Source organism: Paragemmobacter kunshanensis, assembly GCF_011059185.1.
GTDB classification, from domain to species: domain Bacteria; phylum Pseudomonadota; class Alphaproteobacteria; order Rhodobacterales; family Rhodobacteraceae; genus Paragemmobacter; species Paragemmobacter kunshanensis.
This window is the reverse complement of record NZ_JAALFE010000014.1, coordinates 17,532-34,134: the sequence shown is the minus strand read 5'-3', so window position 1 is coordinate 34,134 and position 16,603 is coordinate 17,532. Positions and strand designations below refer to the sequence as shown.

General features: G+C 65.0%; 21 protein-coding genes. 15 read left to right on the top strand and 6 right to left on the bottom strand.

Going from position 1 to position 16,603, the window contains the following annotated elements; genetic code table 11:
- Positions 1-19: 19 nt before the first annotated feature.
- Positions 20-247 (top strand): type II toxin-antitoxin system CcdA family antitoxin, encoded by a 228-nt coding sequence (locus G5V65_RS14315; protein WP_165051326.1) that lies wholly within the window; start codon positions 20-22, stop codon positions 245-247.
- Complete coding sequence (locus G5V65_RS14310) at positions 247-546, top strand: CcdB family protein (RefSeq protein ID WP_165051324.1); 300 nt, start codon at positions 247-249, stop codon at positions 544-546. The genes G5V65_RS14315 and G5V65_RS14310 overlap by 1 nt, the downstream gene beginning before the upstream one ends.
- Before the next feature lie 53 nt (positions 547-599).
- Here G5V65_RS14310 and grxD read toward each other — a convergent pair whose 3' ends face one another.
- From grxD to purL, 5 genes are read right to left on the bottom strand one after another with little or no spacing between them, the layout of a single operon-like run.
- Entirely contained in the window at positions 600-959 is a 360-nt protein-coding gene (gene grxD, locus G5V65_RS14305) for a Grx4 family monothiol glutaredoxin (RefSeq protein WP_165051323.1), read from the bottom strand.
- Positions 960-972: 13 nt separating this feature from the next.
- Entirely contained in the window at positions 973-1,209 is a 237-nt protein-coding gene (locus G5V65_RS14300) for a BolA/IbaG family iron-sulfur metabolism protein (RefSeq protein ID WP_165051320.1), read from the bottom strand.
- Between the two features lie 36 nt (positions 1,210-1,245).
- Positions 1,246-1,752 (bottom strand): GNAT family N-acetyltransferase, encoded by a 507-nt coding sequence (locus G5V65_RS14295; protein WP_165051318.1) that lies wholly within the window; start codon positions 1,750-1,752, stop codon positions 1,246-1,248.
- Positions 1,749-2,213, bottom strand: coding sequence for a GNAT family N-acetyltransferase (locus G5V65_RS14290; RefSeq protein WP_165051316.1), 465 nt, complete (start codon positions 2,211-2,213; stop codon positions 1,749-1,751). Before G5V65_RS14290 ends, G5V65_RS14295 begins: the two co-directional genes overlap by 4 nt.
- Positions 2,213-4,366, bottom strand: a complete 2,154-nt coding sequence (purL, locus tag G5V65_RS14285) for a phosphoribosylformylglycinamidine synthase subunit PurL (protein ID WP_165051313.1) — start codon at positions 4,364-4,366, stop codon at positions 2,213-2,215. The genes G5V65_RS14290 and purL overlap by 1 nt, the downstream gene beginning before the upstream one ends.
- Positions 4,367-4,546: 180 nt before the next feature.
- Between purL and G5V65_RS14280 the strand changes: the two genes are divergently transcribed.
- From G5V65_RS14280 to G5V65_RS14270, 3 genes are read left to right on the top strand one after another with little or no spacing between them, the layout of a single operon-like run.
- A complete protein-coding gene (locus G5V65_RS14280) occupies positions 4,547-4,939 on the top strand; it encodes an MAPEG family protein (protein ID WP_165051311.1) in 393 nt (130 codons plus the stop codon).
- A 25-nt stretch (positions 4,940-4,964) separates the two neighbouring features.
- Positions 4,965-5,327, top strand: a complete 363-nt coding sequence (locus G5V65_RS14275; RefSeq protein WP_165051310.1) for a YciI family protein — start codon at positions 4,965-4,967, stop codon at positions 5,325-5,327.
- A gap of 3 nt (positions 5,328-5,330) precedes the next feature.
- Positions 5,331-6,554 carry an RNA polymerase sigma factor gene (locus G5V65_RS14270; RefSeq protein WP_165051308.1) on the top strand — a complete coding sequence of 408 codons (1,224 nt, stop codon included), beginning with the start codon at positions 5,331-5,333 and terminating at the stop codon, positions 6,552-6,554.
- Positions 6,555-6,837: 283 nt separating this feature from the next.
- Here the strand turns inward: G5V65_RS14270 and G5V65_RS14265 are convergent, their stop codons facing one another.
- On the bottom strand, positions 6,838-7,731 hold the full coding sequence (locus G5V65_RS14265) for a LysR family transcriptional regulator (protein ID WP_165051305.1): 894 nt from the start codon (positions 7,729-7,731) through the stop codon (positions 6,838-6,840).
- A gap of 216 nt (positions 7,732-7,947) precedes the next feature.
- Here G5V65_RS14265 and murI point away from each other — a divergent pair, with 216 nt between their 5' ends.
- The 10 genes from murI to scpB all read left to right on the top strand — a co-directional run bounded on the left by murI (position 7,948) and on the right by scpB (position 16,596).
- Entirely contained in the window at positions 7,948-8,760 is an 813-nt protein-coding gene (murI, locus tag G5V65_RS14260) for a glutamate racemase (protein ID WP_165051303.1), read from the top strand.
- Positions 8,761-8,971: 211 nt separating this feature from the next.
- Positions 8,972-10,000 (top strand): N-acetyl-gamma-glutamyl-phosphate reductase, encoded by a 1,029-nt coding sequence (argC, locus tag G5V65_RS14255; protein ID WP_165051301.1) that lies wholly within the window; start codon positions 8,972-8,974, stop codon positions 9,998-10,000.
- An 18-nt stretch (positions 10,001-10,018) separates the two neighbouring features.
- Positions 10,019-10,471: a cytochrome c maturation protein CcmE gene (ccmE, locus tag G5V65_RS14250; RefSeq protein ID WP_206526810.1), complete on the top strand. Its 453-nt coding sequence runs from the start codon at positions 10,019-10,021 to the stop codon at positions 10,469-10,471.
- 72 nt (positions 10,472-10,543) lie between these two features.
- Positions 10,544-10,894: a hypothetical protein gene (locus G5V65_RS14245; RefSeq protein WP_165051296.1), complete on the top strand. Its 351-nt coding sequence runs from the start codon at positions 10,544-10,546 to the stop codon at positions 10,892-10,894.
- The gene (locus G5V65_RS14240; RefSeq protein ID WP_165051294.1) at positions 10,891-11,292 is read left to right on the top strand and encodes a 3TM-type holin; all 402 of its coding nucleotides are present in this window, start codon (positions 10,891-10,893) and stop codon (positions 11,290-11,292) included. Before G5V65_RS14245 ends, G5V65_RS14240 begins: the two co-directional genes overlap by 4 nt.
- Positions 11,293-11,386: 94 nt before the next feature.
- Positions 11,387-13,132: an arginine--tRNA ligase gene (gene argS / locus G5V65_RS14235; protein ID WP_165051291.1), complete on the top strand. Its 1,746-nt coding sequence runs from the start codon at positions 11,387-11,389 to the stop codon at positions 13,130-13,132.
- 75 nt (positions 13,133-13,207) lie between these two features.
- Positions 13,208-14,158, top strand: coding sequence for an SPOR domain-containing protein (locus G5V65_RS14230; protein WP_165051288.1), 951 nt, complete (start codon positions 13,208-13,210; stop codon positions 14,156-14,158).
- Complete coding sequence (locus G5V65_RS14225; protein WP_165051286.1) at positions 14,155-15,171, top strand: glycoside hydrolase family 3 protein; 1,017 nt, start codon at positions 14,155-14,157, stop codon at positions 15,169-15,171. The genes G5V65_RS14230 and G5V65_RS14225 overlap by 4 nt, the downstream gene beginning before the upstream one ends.
- Positions 15,164-15,952 (top strand): segregation and condensation protein A, encoded by a 789-nt coding sequence (locus G5V65_RS14220; protein ID WP_165051283.1) that lies wholly within the window; start codon positions 15,164-15,166, stop codon positions 15,950-15,952. Before G5V65_RS14225 ends, G5V65_RS14220 begins: the two co-directional genes overlap by 8 nt.
- The gene (scpB, locus tag G5V65_RS14215) at positions 15,949-16,596 is read left to right on the top strand and encodes an SMC-Scp complex subunit ScpB (protein WP_165051282.1); all 648 of its coding nucleotides are present in this window, start codon (positions 15,949-15,951) and stop codon (positions 16,594-16,596) included. The genes G5V65_RS14220 and scpB overlap by 4 nt, the downstream gene beginning before the upstream one ends.
- The last annotated feature ends 7 nt before the right edge of the window (positions 16,597-16,603 follow it).

The following is a 16,603-nucleotide window of genomic DNA, read 5'->3' as shown; positions in this document are numbered from 1 at the left end:
CAGCAACCGGAGCCCCGCCATGACCGCCACACGCCGCGCCACCTCCATGACCCTCGACGCCGCCCTCCTGGACGAGGCGCGCGCCCTGGGCATCAACCTTTCCCGCGCGGCCGAGGAAGGCATCCTCGCGCAGGTCCGCGCCGAACGCGCCCGCCGCTGGAAGGAAGACAACGCCGCCGACATCGCGGCCTATAACCGCTGGATAGAGGAAAATGGTGTTCCCCTCGCGCGATACAGGAAATTCTGATGGCCGATCAGTTCGATCTGTATCGCATGACAACAGGGGATTACGTCATCGTCCTGCAGTCGGGGCTTCTGGATGCTCTCAACACCCGTGCCGTCTGCCTAGCCATCCCCGAGGGCGCTGCGGTTCCAGCCCTTGCCGCCCTGTCTCCGATCCTCACCGCGGGCGATATCCGCCTGCGCCTTGCTCCGCATGTCCTTGCGACATTGACGTTGGCGGAACTTGGCACGCATGTCGCGAACCTGACGCATGAGCGTGACCGGATAATCCGAGCTTTCGACCTCATTCTGACTGGGGCCTGATACGGAAAAGGCCCGCCAATCGGCGGGCCTTTCCTTGCGCGCAGAATGCCCTCTCAGGCATTCGCCTCGCGGATCTTGTTGGCGGCGTCCTTGTCGAAGGTCACGCCCTTCGCCTCGAACAGCGCGTCCAGCTCGCCCGACAGCGTCATCTCGGTCACGATATCGCAGCCGCCCACGAATTCGCCCTTCACGTAAAGCTGCGGGATGGTCGGCCAGTCGCTGAAATCCTTGATCCCCTGCCGGATTTCCGCATCCGCCAGCACGTTCACATCGGCGAAATTCACGCCCATGTAGTTCAGCACCCCCGCCACGCGGGAGGAGAACCCGCATTGCGGCATCATCTTGGTGCCCTTCATGAACAGCACCACGTCATTCTTCTCGATCGTCTCGCGGATCGTCGCCTCAGCGCTCATCTTCCCGTTCCCTTCAATCCGGCGCCTTCGTCGTCAGCGCCAGCGCATGGAGTTCCCCATGCGCGCCATCCATCTTGCCCTTCAGCGCGGCATAGACCGCCCGCTGCTGCTGCACCCTGTTAAGCCCCCGGAAACTCGCGTCGATCACTTCCGCCGCGAAATGCTGGCCGTCATCGCCCTCGACCGTGATCTTGGCCTCGGGAAAGCTTTCCCGGATCAGGTTCTCGATATCGCGCGCGGTGATCGGCATGTCGGCTCCCCGGTATTCCATGACAAAGATGTATGCCTATGGGGCAGGGGCCGCAAGTGGGGGCAAGGCCTCCCATTCGCTGCGCAGGATACCATAGAGCATCACATCCACGTTCCGCCCCAGCGACGGTCGGAACCAGTGATCCACCAGCCGCCCCTCCAGCCGGTAACCCGCGCGCTCATACACTTTCTGCGCCCGCAGGTTCTCGCCGCTCGCATCCAGCCAGACCTTCCGCGCGCCCAACACCGCGAACCCGTAATCCGTCAGCTCCCGCACGAAACCAAGGCCCCGTCCGCCGCCCACTTCCGCCAGCCCCAGCCGCCTGAGTTCCACCCGCCCCGACGGATCGCCGATCTCGGCCCACAGCGCAAAGCCCGCCGAACGCCCACCTTCCTCCCAGATCAGCAACCGATGCGCCGCGTCCGTGGCATAGAAGGCCAGCCGCCCCTCATCCTCGTCCGTGATGAAGGGCGCATAATCCGGCCGCTGCGCCAAGGCGCGGATGAAGGCGAAATCGGCGGGCAGGGCAGGGCGCAGGCTCATCCGCGCGCCCGCCATTCATGGGCCAGCATGGAAAAGGCCAGGCAATCGACCCAGACCCCCGGCTCCCGCTCCCAGCATTCCCGCATCACGCCCTCCCGCACGAAACCTGCCTTGCCAAAGGCCGCAATCGCCGCCGCGTTGTCGAAGGCCGCATCGCAGAACAGCCGATGCGCACCAAGCTTGCCGAAAACCTCGTCCAGCACCGCCCGGATCAGCCGCTTCCCAATACCCCGGCGCGGCTGCACAACGCCTAGGTTCCACAGCCCGATCACCCCCGGATATTCCCAGTCGATCACCGCAAAGCCATCGATGCCGCCCTCGTCCCAGATCAGGACGCCCCGCGCCTCGCCTTCGGCAATCTCGCGCAGCCAGGCCTCCGGCTGCTGCAACAGCGCCATAGGATTGGCCGCGATCAACGACGCGACCGCAGGGATTTCCCCATCGGTCGCCCGCCGCAGCATCAGGCAACGGCCTTGGCAAAGGCCGAACGATAGAGCGCCGACAGCTCGGCCAGCGAAGCCACCTCGCCGCCCAGCGACACGGCATCCCCGCCGAACCGCCCGACCACGGCCACGTGAACCCCCGCCGCCTTGCCCGCCGCGATCAGCGCATCGGCCTTGTCCGTCGCCACGATATACCGCGCCTGATCCTCGCCGAACAGGAACCCGGCCTCGCCATTCTCGACCGTCACGCCGACCCGCGCGCCCTCGGCCATCTCGAAGGCCGCCAGCGCAAGGCCGCCATCGCCAAGGTCGGTGCAGGCCCGGATCAGCGCGCGATTGGCGCGCACGAATTCCCCATGCCGCTTCTCTGCCGCCAGATCGACCGCCGGGGCATCGCCCGCCTCGATCCCGAACCCTTCGGCCAGAACCGCCGATTGCCCCAGATGCGACCCCGCCACCCCGATCAGGACCAGCGCATCCCCCGCCATCGGCTTGCCGTTGATCACCTCGTCCAGCGACGTCAGGATGCCCACCGCCCCGATGGTCGGCGTGGGCAGGATGCCCTTGCCATCCGTTTCGTTGTAAAGCGACACGTTCCCCGACACGATGGGCATGTCCAGCGCCGCCACCGCCGCCCCGATCCCTTTGATCGCGCCGACGAATTGCCCCATGATCTCGGGCTTTTCGGGGTTGCCGAAGTTCAGGTTGTCGGTCGTGGCCAGCGGCTTCGCGCCAACGGCGGTCAGGTTGCGGTAAGCCTCTGCCACCGCCTGCTTGCCACCCTCCACCGGGTTCGCCTTCACATAGCGCGGCGTCACGTCCGAGGTGAAGGCCAGCGCCTTGCCCGTCCCATGCACCCGCACCACGCCGGCAGGCAGGCCCGGCGTCACCACCGTATCCGCGCCCACCTGACTGTCATACTGCTCCCAGACCCAGGCCTTGTGGGCATAGGTCGGGCTGCCGATCAGCGCCCGCAAGCCAGCCAGCGGCGCAATCGCCGGAACATCGCCCAAAGGTGCCGCCTTCGGCGTCTCCACCCAGGGCCGGTCATATTCCGGCGCAGAGGAGGAGAGTTTCGACAGCGGCAGGTCCGCCTTGATCTCATTGCCATGCAGGATCAGGAAGCGATCCTCGGGGATCGTCTCGCCCACGATGGCGAAATCCAGATCCCATTTTTCAAAGATCGCCCGCGCCTCGGCCTCCATCGACGGCTTCAGCACCATCAGCATCCGTTCCTGGGATTCCGACAGCATCATCTCATAGGCTGTCATGCCGGTCTCGCGCTGCGGCACGTCATCCAGCTGCAACTTGATGCCAAGCCCGCCCTTGTCGCCCATCTCCACCGCCGAACAGGTCAGGCCCGCAGCCCCCATGTCCTGAATGGAAATGACAGCGCCGGATGCCATAAGCTCCAGACAGGCCTCCAGCAGCCGCTTCTCGGTGAAGGGGTCGCCCACCTGCACGGTGGGGCGCTTCTCCTCGATCGTGTCGTCGAATTCGGCGGATGCCATGGTTGCCCCGCCCACGCCATCGCGCCCCGTCTTGGCGCCGAGATAGACCACGGGCATCCCCACGCCGCTGGCAGCGGAATAGAAGATCTTGTCCGCATCCGCCAAGCCTGCGGCAAAGGCATTCACCAGACAGTTGCCGTTATAGGCGCGGTGAAACCGCACCTCGCCCCCCACCGTCGGCACGCCAAAGGCATTGCCATAGGCCCCGATCCCCTCGACCACGCCCTTCACCAGATGGGCAGTCTTGGGATGCGACGGCTCGCCAAAGGAAAGCGCATTCATCGCCGCAATAGGCCGCGCGCCCATGGTGAAGACGTCGCGCAGGATGCCGCCCACCCCCGTCGCCGCGCCCTGATGGGGTTCGATATAGGACGGGTGGTTGTGGCTCTCCATCTTGAAGATCACCGCCTGCCCGTCGCCGATATCCACCACCCCCGCATTCTCGCCGGGACCACAGATCACCTGCGGCCCGGTCGTGGGCAGCGTCCGAAGCCATTTCTTCGACGATTTATAGGAACAATGCTCGTTCCACATCGCGCTGAAGATGCCGAGTTCGGTGAAGGTCGGCTCGCGCCCGATGATCTCCAGTATCCGCTGATACTCATCCGGCTTCAGCCCATGGCTGGCGATCAGGTCGGGGGTCAGGGCGGGCTCGGACACAGGCTTTCTCCCATCAACGCGGCTCGCTGCCTCATAGGCCAAGGCAGGGCGATCCGAAAGACCCGTCGCCACGCCACCGAATTTTTTCCGCCCATCGCCAGATTTTTTTGCGCGCTTTGTCGAAATCGGCAAACTGGCCGCGTCCTTGGGTCACGATCAACAACAAACAGGGAACCTGACATGGCCTTGCCGACCACGACTCTCTACGCGCTTCCGCTCATCCTGATCTTCCTGATCCTTTTCTTTCGCGTTTCGGCGCGGCGGTCCGATCTGAAAGTCTCCATCGGCGATGCCGGGGATGCGATCCTTCACGAACGCATTCGTCAGCATGGCAACTTCATCGAATGGGCGCCCCTTGGCCTGATCCTGATGGCGCTGGCCGAAGCCGCCGCCGCCAATTCCATCGCGCTGCACTGCGCCGGTGGTCTGATGGTGCTGGGGCGCATCCTGCACCCGTTCGGGCTCAAGGCGGGCAACGCCGCCCATCCCCTGCGGATGGCGGGCAATTCGATGAACCTGCTTTCCGTGGCGATCCTCTTCGTTCTTCTCGCTCTCTCCCGCTTCAACGGCTAACCCCTCACATCCAAGGACAAACATCATGCAATACATGCTTCTGATCTACGGCGCCCCCGAAGCCGAACCCGCCTATGGCACCCCTGAAATCGCCACGATGATGGCGGGCTACGGCGCTCTGTCCGAAAGGATGAAGGCCGATGGCACCCTGCGCGGCGGGGAAGGCCTGCAAGGCGTGGAAACCGCCACCTCGCTCCGCATCCGCAATGGCAAGGTGGAAACCATGGATGGCCCCTTTGCCACGACCAAAGAACATCTCGGCGGCTACTATATCGTCGACGTCCCCGATCTGGACGCCGCGCTGAAATACGCCGCGATGGTGCCTTCGGCCCTTTACGGCACGGTCGAGGTGCGCCCGCTGATGGATTACAACCCGGCCGGCAACTGACCCATGACCGCCTCCGACGCCATCGCCGTCACCCGCGCGCTTGACGCGGTGCTGCGGCAGGATCGGGGGCGGCTCCTTGCCGCGCTGATCGCCCGCCTGCGGGATTTCCAACTGGCCGAGGATGCGCTGCAAGAGGCGGCGGTCTCGGCCCTGTCGCATTGGGCGCGCGTGGGTCTGCCATCCTCACCCCAGGGCTGGCTGCTGCGCGTGGCCCTGCGCAAGGCGATCGACCGCATCCGCGCCGGGCAACGCGACGGTCGCAAAGCCGCCGACCTCGCCCGCCTCGCGGTCGATGAGGCGGACGAAACCCCGCCCGAAGATATCCCCGACGAACGCCTCCGCCTGATCTTCACCTGCTGCCACCCGGCGCTGGATCCCAAATCCCGCGTGGCCCTCACGCTCCGCACCATCGCGGGCCTGACGACCCCCGAAATCGCCCGCGCCTTCCTGGATGCCGAACCGACGATGGGCCAGCGTCTGTCGCGCGCCAAGGCCAAGATCGCCGCCGCCCGCATCCCCTTTGCCGTTCCGGGGCCTGAGGATTGGCCCGACCGCCTGCAATCTGTTCTGGCTGTCCTCTACCTCATCTACAATGCAGGCTATACGACCGGCCCCCTTGCAGATCGCGACCTCTGCGCCGAAGCCCTCTTCCTCGCCCGCCTCCTCACCCAACTCCGCCCGGCAGAGGCCGAAATCGAAGGCTGCCTCGCGCTCCTCCTCCTCACCCAGTCCCGCGCTGGGGCCCGCATCGGCCCCGATGGTGCGACCCTTCCGCTGCTGGAACAGGACCGCGACCTGTGGGACAAAGCTGCCATCGCCGAAGGCCTTGCCCTGATCGACACCGCAATGGCCCGCCGCGCCCCCGGCCCCTATCAGATCAAGGCCGCCATCGCCGCCTGTCACATCGCGGTACCGTGCCCGGACTGGCCGCAGATTGCGGCCCTTTATACAAGGCTTCTGGACTTTGAACCCACCCCCGTGATCCGCCTGAACCGCGCCGTGGCACTGGCCGAGGCGGGACATCTGGCGCAGGCCCTGACCGTTCTTTCCGATCTGGCCGAGGCGCTTGAGGACTACCAACCCTTCCACGCCGCGCAGGCGGACCTTCTCGCGCGGGCAGGGCAGGGGCAAGCCGCCCGCGCCGCCTATGACCGCGCCATCGCGCTGGCCGCTTCTCCGTCCGATGCCGCCTTCCTGATCAAGCGGCGCGACAATCGGCCCATCTGACAGGCAGTTTCCGAAAACCCGCGAAAAACCAAAAAAAAGGCCGAGCAGAAGCTCGGCCCAAGTCCAACAGGGAGGTATGAGGCAATGAGAGAAGAACTCGACCATCGCCTCGCCGCTCGATTTAGGGTGGCGAATGATTCCGCGCAAGTGCGGGAATGCCGCAGTTGCAGCATTGCCGCTATGCGCGCTGTGCATGGCTGCGCGCCGCCCTGTGAAAACGTTTCCCCTCAGGCAGCCCGCAGCCCCGGCAGGGCCGCCGCCCGGCGGGGCGATCCGCCCCGCCTCAGGCCTGTTCGCGCTTGCGATACTTGAAGATCTCTTCGCTGACGAACTCGCGGAAGGCCGCCACCCGCTTCGAATGCCGCAATTCCTCGGGATAGGCCAGAAACACCGGCACCTCGCCGCTTTCCGTCTCGGGCAGGACGCGCACCAGATGGGGAAAATCCTCGGTGATGTAATCGGGCAGAACACCGATGCCGATGTGGTTCAGCACCCCCTGCAACACGCCGAAATAGTTGTTCACCGTCAGCGTGGACGGGATGTCGTTGCTCATCAGTTGCTGCACCAGGCTTGCCCCCGCCGCCACCTGCGCCGTGCCCGGATGCTGGCAGATCAACCGGTGCGAATGGAAATCCGCCATCGTCAGCGGTGTGCCATGTTCGGCCAGATATTCGGGCGTCGCATAAAGCCGCATCCTGATCTGCATCAGCCGCTTGCGGATCAGGTCGGCCTGACTCGGCTCCTTCATCCGGATGGCGACATCGGCCTCGCGCATGGGCAGGTCCAGAACCTTTTCCTCAAGCATCAGATCGATCTTCAGCCCCGGATACTTGTGGTAAAGCGCCGTCAGCCGTGGCGCCAGCCACAGCGTCCCGAAACCCACCGTGGTGGTCACGCGCAATTCGCCAAAGACCTCGTCCTCGCTGTCGCGGATGCGCGCTGCTGTCGCATCCAGACGCTTGACCATCTGGGTCGTCGCATCGAACAGCAATTCGCCCTGTTCCGTCAGGATCAGGCCACGGGCATGGCGGTGGAACAGCGTCACGCTCAGGCTTTCCTCAAGCGCGCGGATCTGGCGGCTGACGGCGGACTGGCTCAGATGCAGCACATCCCCCGCATGCGTCAGGCTGCCCTTGTCGGCCACCGCATGGAAAATCCGCAGCTTGTCCCAATCCATCGTCCATACTCACCCTTGAAATCCGCGCCACGCTAGCACGGAAGACCCCACATAAGAAGTATGGCTGCCATGTAAAGACTGCATGGCTCCGATTTTGTCGCAGCCGCCGCTTGGCCTTTTCCATGGCCCGCTTCCCGCCTATGCTGCCCCCAGGCGGGGCAAACCCGCGAAGGCGGTCCTGCCTTGGGTCCGCCACAGGCAGGAAAGGGCGGCACGATGGCAGTTGGCATCTTCGATTCAGGCCTTGGCGGGCTGACGGTTCTGGATGCGGTCAGCCGCCGCCTGCCCGATATCCCCTTCGTCTATCTGGGCGACAATGCCCATGCCCCCTATGGCGTGCGCGACCATGACGACATCTTCCGCCTGACCTGCGCCGCCACCGAACGGCTCTGGGCCGAGGGCTGCGATCTCGTCATCCTCGCCTGCAACACCGCCTCCGCCGCCGCGCTGAAGCGGATGCAGGAAACCTGGGTGCCGTCCGACAAGCGCGTCCTCGGCGTCTTCGTCCCCCTGATCGAGGCGCTGACCGAACGGCAATGGGGCGACAACTCCCCCCCGCGCGAGGTGGCGGTGAAACACGTGGCCCTCTTCGCCACACCTGCCACCGTCGCCTCCCGCGCCTTCCAGCGCGAACTGGCCTTCCGCGCCATCGGCGTGGATGTCGAGGCGCAGCCCTGCGGCGGCGTGGTCGATGCTATCGAACAGGGCGACGAAATCCTGGCCGAGGCGCTGGTGCGCAGCCATGTCGAGGCGCTCAAGCGCCGCATGCCCGCGCCCGAGGCCGCCATCCTCGGCTGCACCCATTATCCCCTGATGGAGAAAGTCTTCCAGGAGGCGCTGGGGCAGGGGGTCAAGGTCTATTCCCAGGCCAATCTGGTGGCCGAGTCGCTGGCGGATTACCTGAACCGGCGGCCGGAATTCCTTGGGTCGGGACGCGAGTCGAAATTCCTCACGACCGGCGATCCCAAGGCGGTATCGAACAAGGCAACACAATTCCTGCGCCGCAAGATCGAATTCCAGTCCGCCTGAGTAGGGCGGGGTTCACCCCGCCCGCCCCCCGCCATCCCGCGCGGCCGCCGTCTCCTTGCCCGCCTGCCGATCCGGAGCGGGTGCCTCTCGGTATGCACAGCCGTCTGCACTGCCTGTCTGCACCGGGCGTTGCACGGCCCAAAGGGCAAAAACCGCTTGCCCTTCGCCCCCGCCTGCCGCATCACTCCCGCATCTGAAACAGGGGGTCGCCATGACCGCAAAAGTCGCCATTCTGGGTGCATCCGGCTATACGGGGGCCGAACTCGTCCGCCTGCTGGCCACGCATCAGGGCATTGAAATCGCGGCACTTTCTGCCGATCGCAAGGCCGGCATGGCGATGGCCGACGTCTTTCCCTTCCTGCGCCACCTCGATTTGCCAAAGCTGCAGAAGATCGACGAGATCGACTTTTCCGGCATCGACCTGTGCTTCTGCGCGCTGCCCCATGCCACGACCCAGCAGGTTGTGGCGGCACTTCCCCGCACCCTCAAGATCGTGGATCTTTCCGCCGATTTCCGCCTGCGCGATCCGGCCGAATACGAACGCTGGTATGGCCAGCCCCACACCGCCATCGACCTGCAGAAAGAGGCGGTCTATGGCCTGACGGAATTCTACCGCGACGAGATCCGCGCCGCCCGTCTCGTGGCCGGAACGGGCTGCAATGCGGCCACCGGGCAATACGCCCTTCGTCCCCTGATTTCAAAGGGTTGCATTGATCTGGATGACATCCTGATCGACCTGAAGGCAGGTGTCAGCGGGGCAGGGCGCAGCTTGAAGGAAAACCTCCTGCATGCCGAATTGTCGGGCGGCACGCACAGCTATTCCGCCGGGGGCAAGCACCGCCATCTGGGCGAATTCGATCAGGAATTCAGCGCCCTCGCCGGCCGTCCCGTCCGTGTCCGCTTCACGCCGCATCTTCTGCCAATGAACCGCGGTATCCTGGCCACCGTCTATGTCCGCGGCAATCCGGCCGAGGTTCACGAAACCCTTGCAACCGCCTATCGGGACGAGGTTTTCCTCAAGGTGCTACCCTTTGGCGCACTCCCCTCGACACGCGACATTGCAGGGTCCAACTTCTGTCATATCGGCGTCATCGGCGACCGGGTTCCCGGGCATGCCACCGTGATCGCCGTGCTGGACAACCTGACCAAGGGCTCTTCCGGACAGGCGATCCAGAACGCGAACCTGATGCTGGGCCTGCCCGAGACCGAAGGGCTGATGCTCGCCCCCGTCTTCCCGTAAGGAGGGATCATGGCCGGTCTGAAAGGCTTGAAGAAACAACGCCGTATCCAGATCATCGCGCTGGCGGCGGTGGCGCTGCTGGTTTCCACGGCACTGATCGGCTACGCCATGCGGGACGGGATCAACTTCTTCCGCTCGCCCACCCAGGTGGTGGAAACCCCGCCCGCCGAGGGCGAGGTGTTCCGCATCGGCGGCCTGGTCGAGGAAGGCTCCATCGTCCGCGGCCAGGGCGAGACCGTCACCTTCCGCGTGACGGACATGAACCAGACGGTCCCTGTCGCCTATACCGGTGTGCTGCCTGATCTCTTTTCCGAAGGGCAGGGGATGGTCGGCACAGGGCAGATGGTGGATGGCACCTTCCAGGCCACGGAAATCCTTGCGAAACATGATGAAACCTACATGCCCAAGGAAGTGGTCGACGCGCTGAAGGAACAGGGCGTCTATGTCGATCCGGCCGAGTCCGGAAGTTGAGCGCGCGCGCCTGACGGGCTTCGTTAACCCTGTCGGCGCAGTCTTTCCCTGCCAGCCAAGGAAGGGAAATGCATGTTCTCCGTGGAAACCATCGCTGCCAACGCCGCCGGTGACGCCGCGCCAGAGGCGGCGCGTCACCTGATCGACAGGTTCTTCTTCGCGCCCGGTCTGTCGGCCTTGCCCCAGGCCCTGCAAGGCCCGGTCTTTCTGGCCTATATCGAACATGGCCGCCTTTCCATCCATGCGCTGCAAAGGGCCATTGCGGCGCAGGGGGGGCGCTGTGCGGAGGATGGGGTGATCGGGCCGCTGACGCTCCGCGCGGCCCGGAATTGCCTGATGGGCGATCCCGCGCCTTTCCTTGACCGTCTGCAGATGGAACTTTCGGCAATCGGTGCCGATGCCGAAAGGCAGGCGGGCGCATGAAACAGGGTCTGGCAAACGGCCTTCGCAAGGCGGACGCCCTCTTCGGATTGCGCCGCCGTCTGACGCTGATCCTGCCGGGCTCCGCCTCCGGCGCAACCGGCATGGGCGGCTTCGACCGCTTCGTCGATGCAGCCAACCGATTGCCCCGTCCGATTCTGGCCTTTGGGGTGATCGCTGTCTTCCTCTTCGCGATGGTAGATCCCGCTTCCTTCTCCCGGCGGATGGCGGCGTTGCGGAGCATGCCCGATGAAATGTGGTGGATCCTCGGCGCGCTGCTGGCCGGGCATTACGGCGCCAGAGAGGTGCATCACCTGCGTCACGGCACCGCAAAGGCCCGGCCTGACCTGCAGCCCACCCCGGATGGCCCCCATCCCCGGGCTTCGGACAGCCCGCCCTGATAGCCTGCCCAGTCCGGCTGTCCTGTCGGGCTGTCCTTGACCTGTCATGCCCGCTCTGGCATTGCCGAAGGCAAGCAGACAGGAATGTGATCAAATGAACCTCTTCTCGGAAATCCGGGAGCTTGTCGTCGCGGCGCTGAATGATCTGGCCGCCCAGGGCATCCTTCCCGCCGGTCTCGATCTTGCCGCCGTTGCGGTGGAACCGCCGCGCGACGCCGCCCATGGCGACATGGCGACCAATGCCGCCATGGTTCTGGCGAAACCTGCGAACCTGCAGCCCCGCATCATCGCCGAGGCGCTGGCAAAGGCCCTGATGCAGGATCCCCGGATCGCCGGGGCCGATGTGGCGGGGCCTGGTTTCCTCAACCTGCGGCTTGATCCGGCGGCCTGGCATGGCCTGGTGCGCGCCGCGCTGGTGGCGGGGTCGGATTTCGGCCGGTCCACCCTCGGGCAGGGGCGGCGCGTGAATGTCGAATTCGTCTCGGCCAATCCCACCGGCCCCATGCATGTGGGCCATACGCGCGGCGCGGTCTTTGGCGATGCGCTGGCGCGCCTCTTGTCCTTTGCGGGATGGGACGTGACGCGGGAATATTACATCAATGACGGTGGCGCGCAGGTCGATGTGCTGGCCCGCTCCGCCTATGAACGCTACCGCGAGGCGCATGGTCTGGAACCCGCGATCTCCGAAGGGCTTTATCCCGGCGACTACCTCATCCCGGTGGGCGAGGCGCTGAAGGCGAAATACGGCGCGTCGCTGCTGGACCAGCCGGAATCGGTATGGCTCAAGGATGTGCGCGACTTCGCCACAGAAATGATGATGGCGGAAATCCGTAACGATCTCAAGGTTTTGGGGGTCGAAATGGATGTCTATTCCTCGGAAAAGGCGCTCTATGGCACGGGCGAGATCGAAGCCGCCATCGCCACCCTGCGCGACATGGACCTGATCTATGAAGGCGTCCTGGAACCGCCCAAGGGCAAGGAGCCGGACGATTGGGAACCCCGCGTCCAGACGCTCTTCCGCTCGACCGCGCATGGCGATGACGTGGATCGCCCGGTGCAGAAATCGGATGGGTCGTGGACCTATTTCGCCCCCGACATCGCCTATCATTACAACAAGGTCCGTCGCGGTTTCGATGCCCTGATCGACATCTTCGGCGCCGATCATGGCGGCTATGTCAAACGCATGAAGGCGGCGGTTTCGGCCCTGTCCGGGGGGCGCGTGCCGCTCGACATCAAGCTGATCCAGCTGGTCAAGCTCTACAAGAACGGCGAGCCCTTCAAGATGTCCAAGCGGGCAGGGACATTCGTCACCCTGCGCGACGTGGTGGAACAGGCGGGGGCCGATGTGACCCGCTTCGTCATGTTGACCCGCAAGAACGACGCGGCGCTGGATTTCGATTTCGACAAGGTGCTGGAACAGTCCAAGGACAACCCGGTCTTCTATGTCCAATATGCCAATGCCCGGATCCATTCGGTGCTGCGCAAGGCGCGGGATGCGGGGCTTGATGTGTCTGACAAGGCCTTGATCGCGGCCGATCTTTCCATCCTGAACCACGAAGCGGAAATCGGCATGGCCCGCAAGATCGCCGAATGGCCGCGTCTGGTGGATATCGCCGCCCGCAACAACGAACCGCATCGCGTGGCCTTCTACCTTTACGAACTGGCCTCCGATTTCCACGGCCTGTGGAATCGCGGGAACGAGGATGCATCCCTGCGCTTCATCCAGGACGGCGATCCTGCCACGTCTCAGGCGAAAATCGCCCTTGCGCGCAGCGTTTCCGTTGTCATTTGCGCGGGTCTTGGTATCTTGGGCGTCACTCCGGTCGAGGAAATGCGCTGATCCAAGGCGCCCCGTCCGGTCGAGCAGGCAAGGAAAGCGGATGCGGCAAGTATCGCATCCCGCATGAGGCATGGCATGGCGGATGTGGATTTCGACGATTACGACAGTGATCTTTCCGGTGGCTGGGCGGAAGGCAACGGGATTGCCACACGCGCCACGCGGATGATGCATCTTGCCGGGGCGGCCTGTTCGGTCTGCCTTGTGCTTGGTCTGGGCTACTGGGGCTACAAGCTGGCGGTCCGCGATGTGACGGGGGTTCCCGTCGTGCGGGCCATGGCCGGGCCGATGCGGATCGCGCCGGAGAATCCCGGTGGGGAAGTCGCCGATCATCAGGGCTTGGCGGTAAATGCCGTGGCGGCCATCGGCACGGCTGCCCCGCCGCCCGACCGTCTGGTCCTTGCCCCCCGCGCGGTAGAACTGGACCCCGAGGATGTGGCCGGTCTTGCAGGTGCCCCGGCGTCTGATGCCACGACGCAAGAGATGACGCCGACGCTGGCAACCGCCGTGGTCGCACCAACGGAACCGGCCGTTGCGGCCGACCCGACCCTCGGGCCGGATCCCGATGCGGTTGCCCAGGCCCTGGCCGAGGCTCTGGCCGTTCCGCTGGATGATCTTGCTGCGACCGAGGTCGCGGCCGAGGCTGCATCGTCACCCGTTCGCCCGCGCCCGCGCCCGATGGGCGAGGCCGCCGATGCAAGAAGCCTTGCGCCGCTTGCGGCAAGCACCGGCACGGCTGGCACCGCCGTGGCAGAGATCGACCCGGCGACAATCCCGGCGGGAACGAACCTCGTGCAGCTTGGGGCCTTTGACACCGCCGATCAGGCGCGCGCCGAATGGGCGCGACTGGCCGGTCTTTTCGGCCCGCAACTGCAGGACAAGGCGCTTGTCGTTCAGGCGGCGGAAAGCGGCGGTCGCACCTTCTATCGGCTTCGCGCCCATGGCTTTTCGGATGATGCCGCCGCGCGTGGCTTCTGTGTCGATCTGCTGGCGCAGCAGGCCTCCTGCATTCCGGTCGAACAGAGATGAGCGAAACCGGAACCGGCGCCACGATCTTCGGCTGCGCGGGGCCTGACCTTTCCGAAGCAGAGCGCGCCTTCTTTCGTGATGCCGATCCCTTCGGCTTCATCCTGTTTGCGCGCAATGTCGAAAGCCCGGATCAGGTGCGGCGTCTGACCGACGCGCTGCGACAGTCCGTCGGGCGCGATGCCCCGATCTTCGTGGATCAGGAAGGCGGGCGGGTGCAGCGCCTGCGCGCGCCCCATTGGCGCGAATGGTTGCCCCCGCTGGATCAGATCCGTCAGACCGGCCCGCGCGCCGCAGAAGGCATGGCGATCCGCAGCCGGATCATCGCCTGGGAATTGCGTGCCGTCGGCATCGACGGGAACTGCGCCCCCTGCGCCGATCTGGCGGGCGATGCCACGCATCCCTTCCTGCGCAACCGCTGTTACGGCGAAACCGCCGAACAGGTGGCGATCATGGCCCGCCACGTGGCCGAAGCGCATCTTCAGGGTGGGGTGCTGCCGGTGATCAAGCACATGCCGGGCCATGGAAGATCCGCCGCGGACACGCATCACGATCTGCCAAGGGTCGATGTTCCGGCGCAGATCCTGACGGATACGGATTTCGCCCCCTTCCGCGCGCTGAACGATCTGCCGCTGGCCATGACGGCCCATATCGTCTTTTCTGCCCATGATCCCGATAGGCCCGCAACGCAATCGCCCGCGATGATAAGGGTGATCCGGGATCAGATCGGTTTCGCGGGCCTGCTGATGACGGATGACCTGAACATGCAGGCCCTGTCCGGAACCCTGGGCGAGCGTGCGGCAAGGGCGCTGGCGGCAGGCTGCGACATTGCCCTGCATTGCAAGGGCGACCTGTCGGAGATGCAGGCCGTTGCCACGGCGGCCGGGCAGATGGGACCGGACAGTCTGCGCAGGGCCTCCGCCGCCCTGACCTGGCGCAGAGACCCGGATGACGTTGACATCCCCGCGCTAGAGGCCAAGCTTGCCCAGATGCTGCAGGTGGGGGCGGATGGCTGAAGAAGACTGGATGGATGAGACGCGGCTTACCCCGGCAGAACGTCTGTCGGCCGAAGCTCTCATCGTCGATGTCGATGGCTATGAGGGCCCGCTGGACCTGCTTCTGATGCTGTCGCGCACGCAGAAGGTGGATCTCCGGCGGATCTCGATCCTGCAGCTTGCCAATCAGTATCTGGGCTTCGTGGAACGTGCCCGCGCATTGCGGATCGAACTTGCGGCAGACTACCTTGTGATGGCGGCCTGGCTGGCCTTTCTGAAGTCGCGCCTCCTGCTGCCGCCGGAACCGGGTGAGGACGGCCCTTCTGCCGAAGAACTCGCCGCGCATCTGGCCTTTCAGCTTGAACGTCTGCAGGCGATGCGGGAATCCGCGGCGCGCTTGATGGCGCGTGATCAACTGGGCCGCGATTTCTTTGCCCGCGGGGTGCCGGAAGATATCACCCGGCTGCGCACCGTCACCTATTCCGCAACGCTGATCGACCTGATGCGCGCCTATGCCCGCATCCGGACGAAGGACGAATTCCGCCCCTTCGTCATGGATCGTGACCATGTCTTCACCATGGAACAGGCGCTGGATCGCCTGCGCGGCCTGATCGGCTATGTCGGCGATTGGGCCGATCTGCTGTCCTTCCTGCCCGAAGGCTGGGAGGTGAACCCCATGCGGCGGCGGTCCTCGACAGCCGCGCATTTCGCCGCCGTGCTGGAACTGGCCAAACGTGGACAGATCGAGCTTCGCCAGGGCGAAACCTTTGCCCCGATCCAGTTGCGACGGAAAGAGCCATGACAGAGAACGCCGAGCCGATCGAGCGCAGTCTGTTCGAAGCGCCGCCTATGGCCGAACAGGAACGGATGGTGGAGGCCGTTCTCTTCGCCTCGTCCGAGCCGGTCTCGCTGGCAGAGCTGGTCGCGCGCCTGCCGCATGGCTGCGACCCGGCCGAGGCCCTTGTGCATCTGCGCAAACGCTATGAGGGCAGGGGCGTGCATCTTGTCCGCGTGGGCGATGCCTATGCCTTCCGGACGGCCGCCGATCTGGGCCATCTGATGCGCAAGGAAACCGTGGAGCAGCGCAAGCTGTCGCGCGCGGCGATCGAAACGCTGGCGATCATCGCCTATCACCAGCCCGTCACCCGGGCAGAGATCGAAGAGATCCGGGGCGTTGCAGTCTCGCGCGGGACGGTTGACCAGCTTCTTGAAATGGAATGGATCCGGCTTGGCCGCCGCCGGATGACACCCGGTCGCCCGGTGACCTTTGTCGTCACGGAACAGTTCCTTGATCATTTCGGGCTGGAATCCGCCCGCGATCTGCCGGGGCTCAAGGAACTGCGCGCTGCGGGGCTTCTGGACAGCCGGCCCTTGCCTGGCAGCATGCAGAGACCAGATGATGAGGACGAGGCCGCAACCGGCCAAAGTGAACTGTTCGAGGATTGAGTGGGGA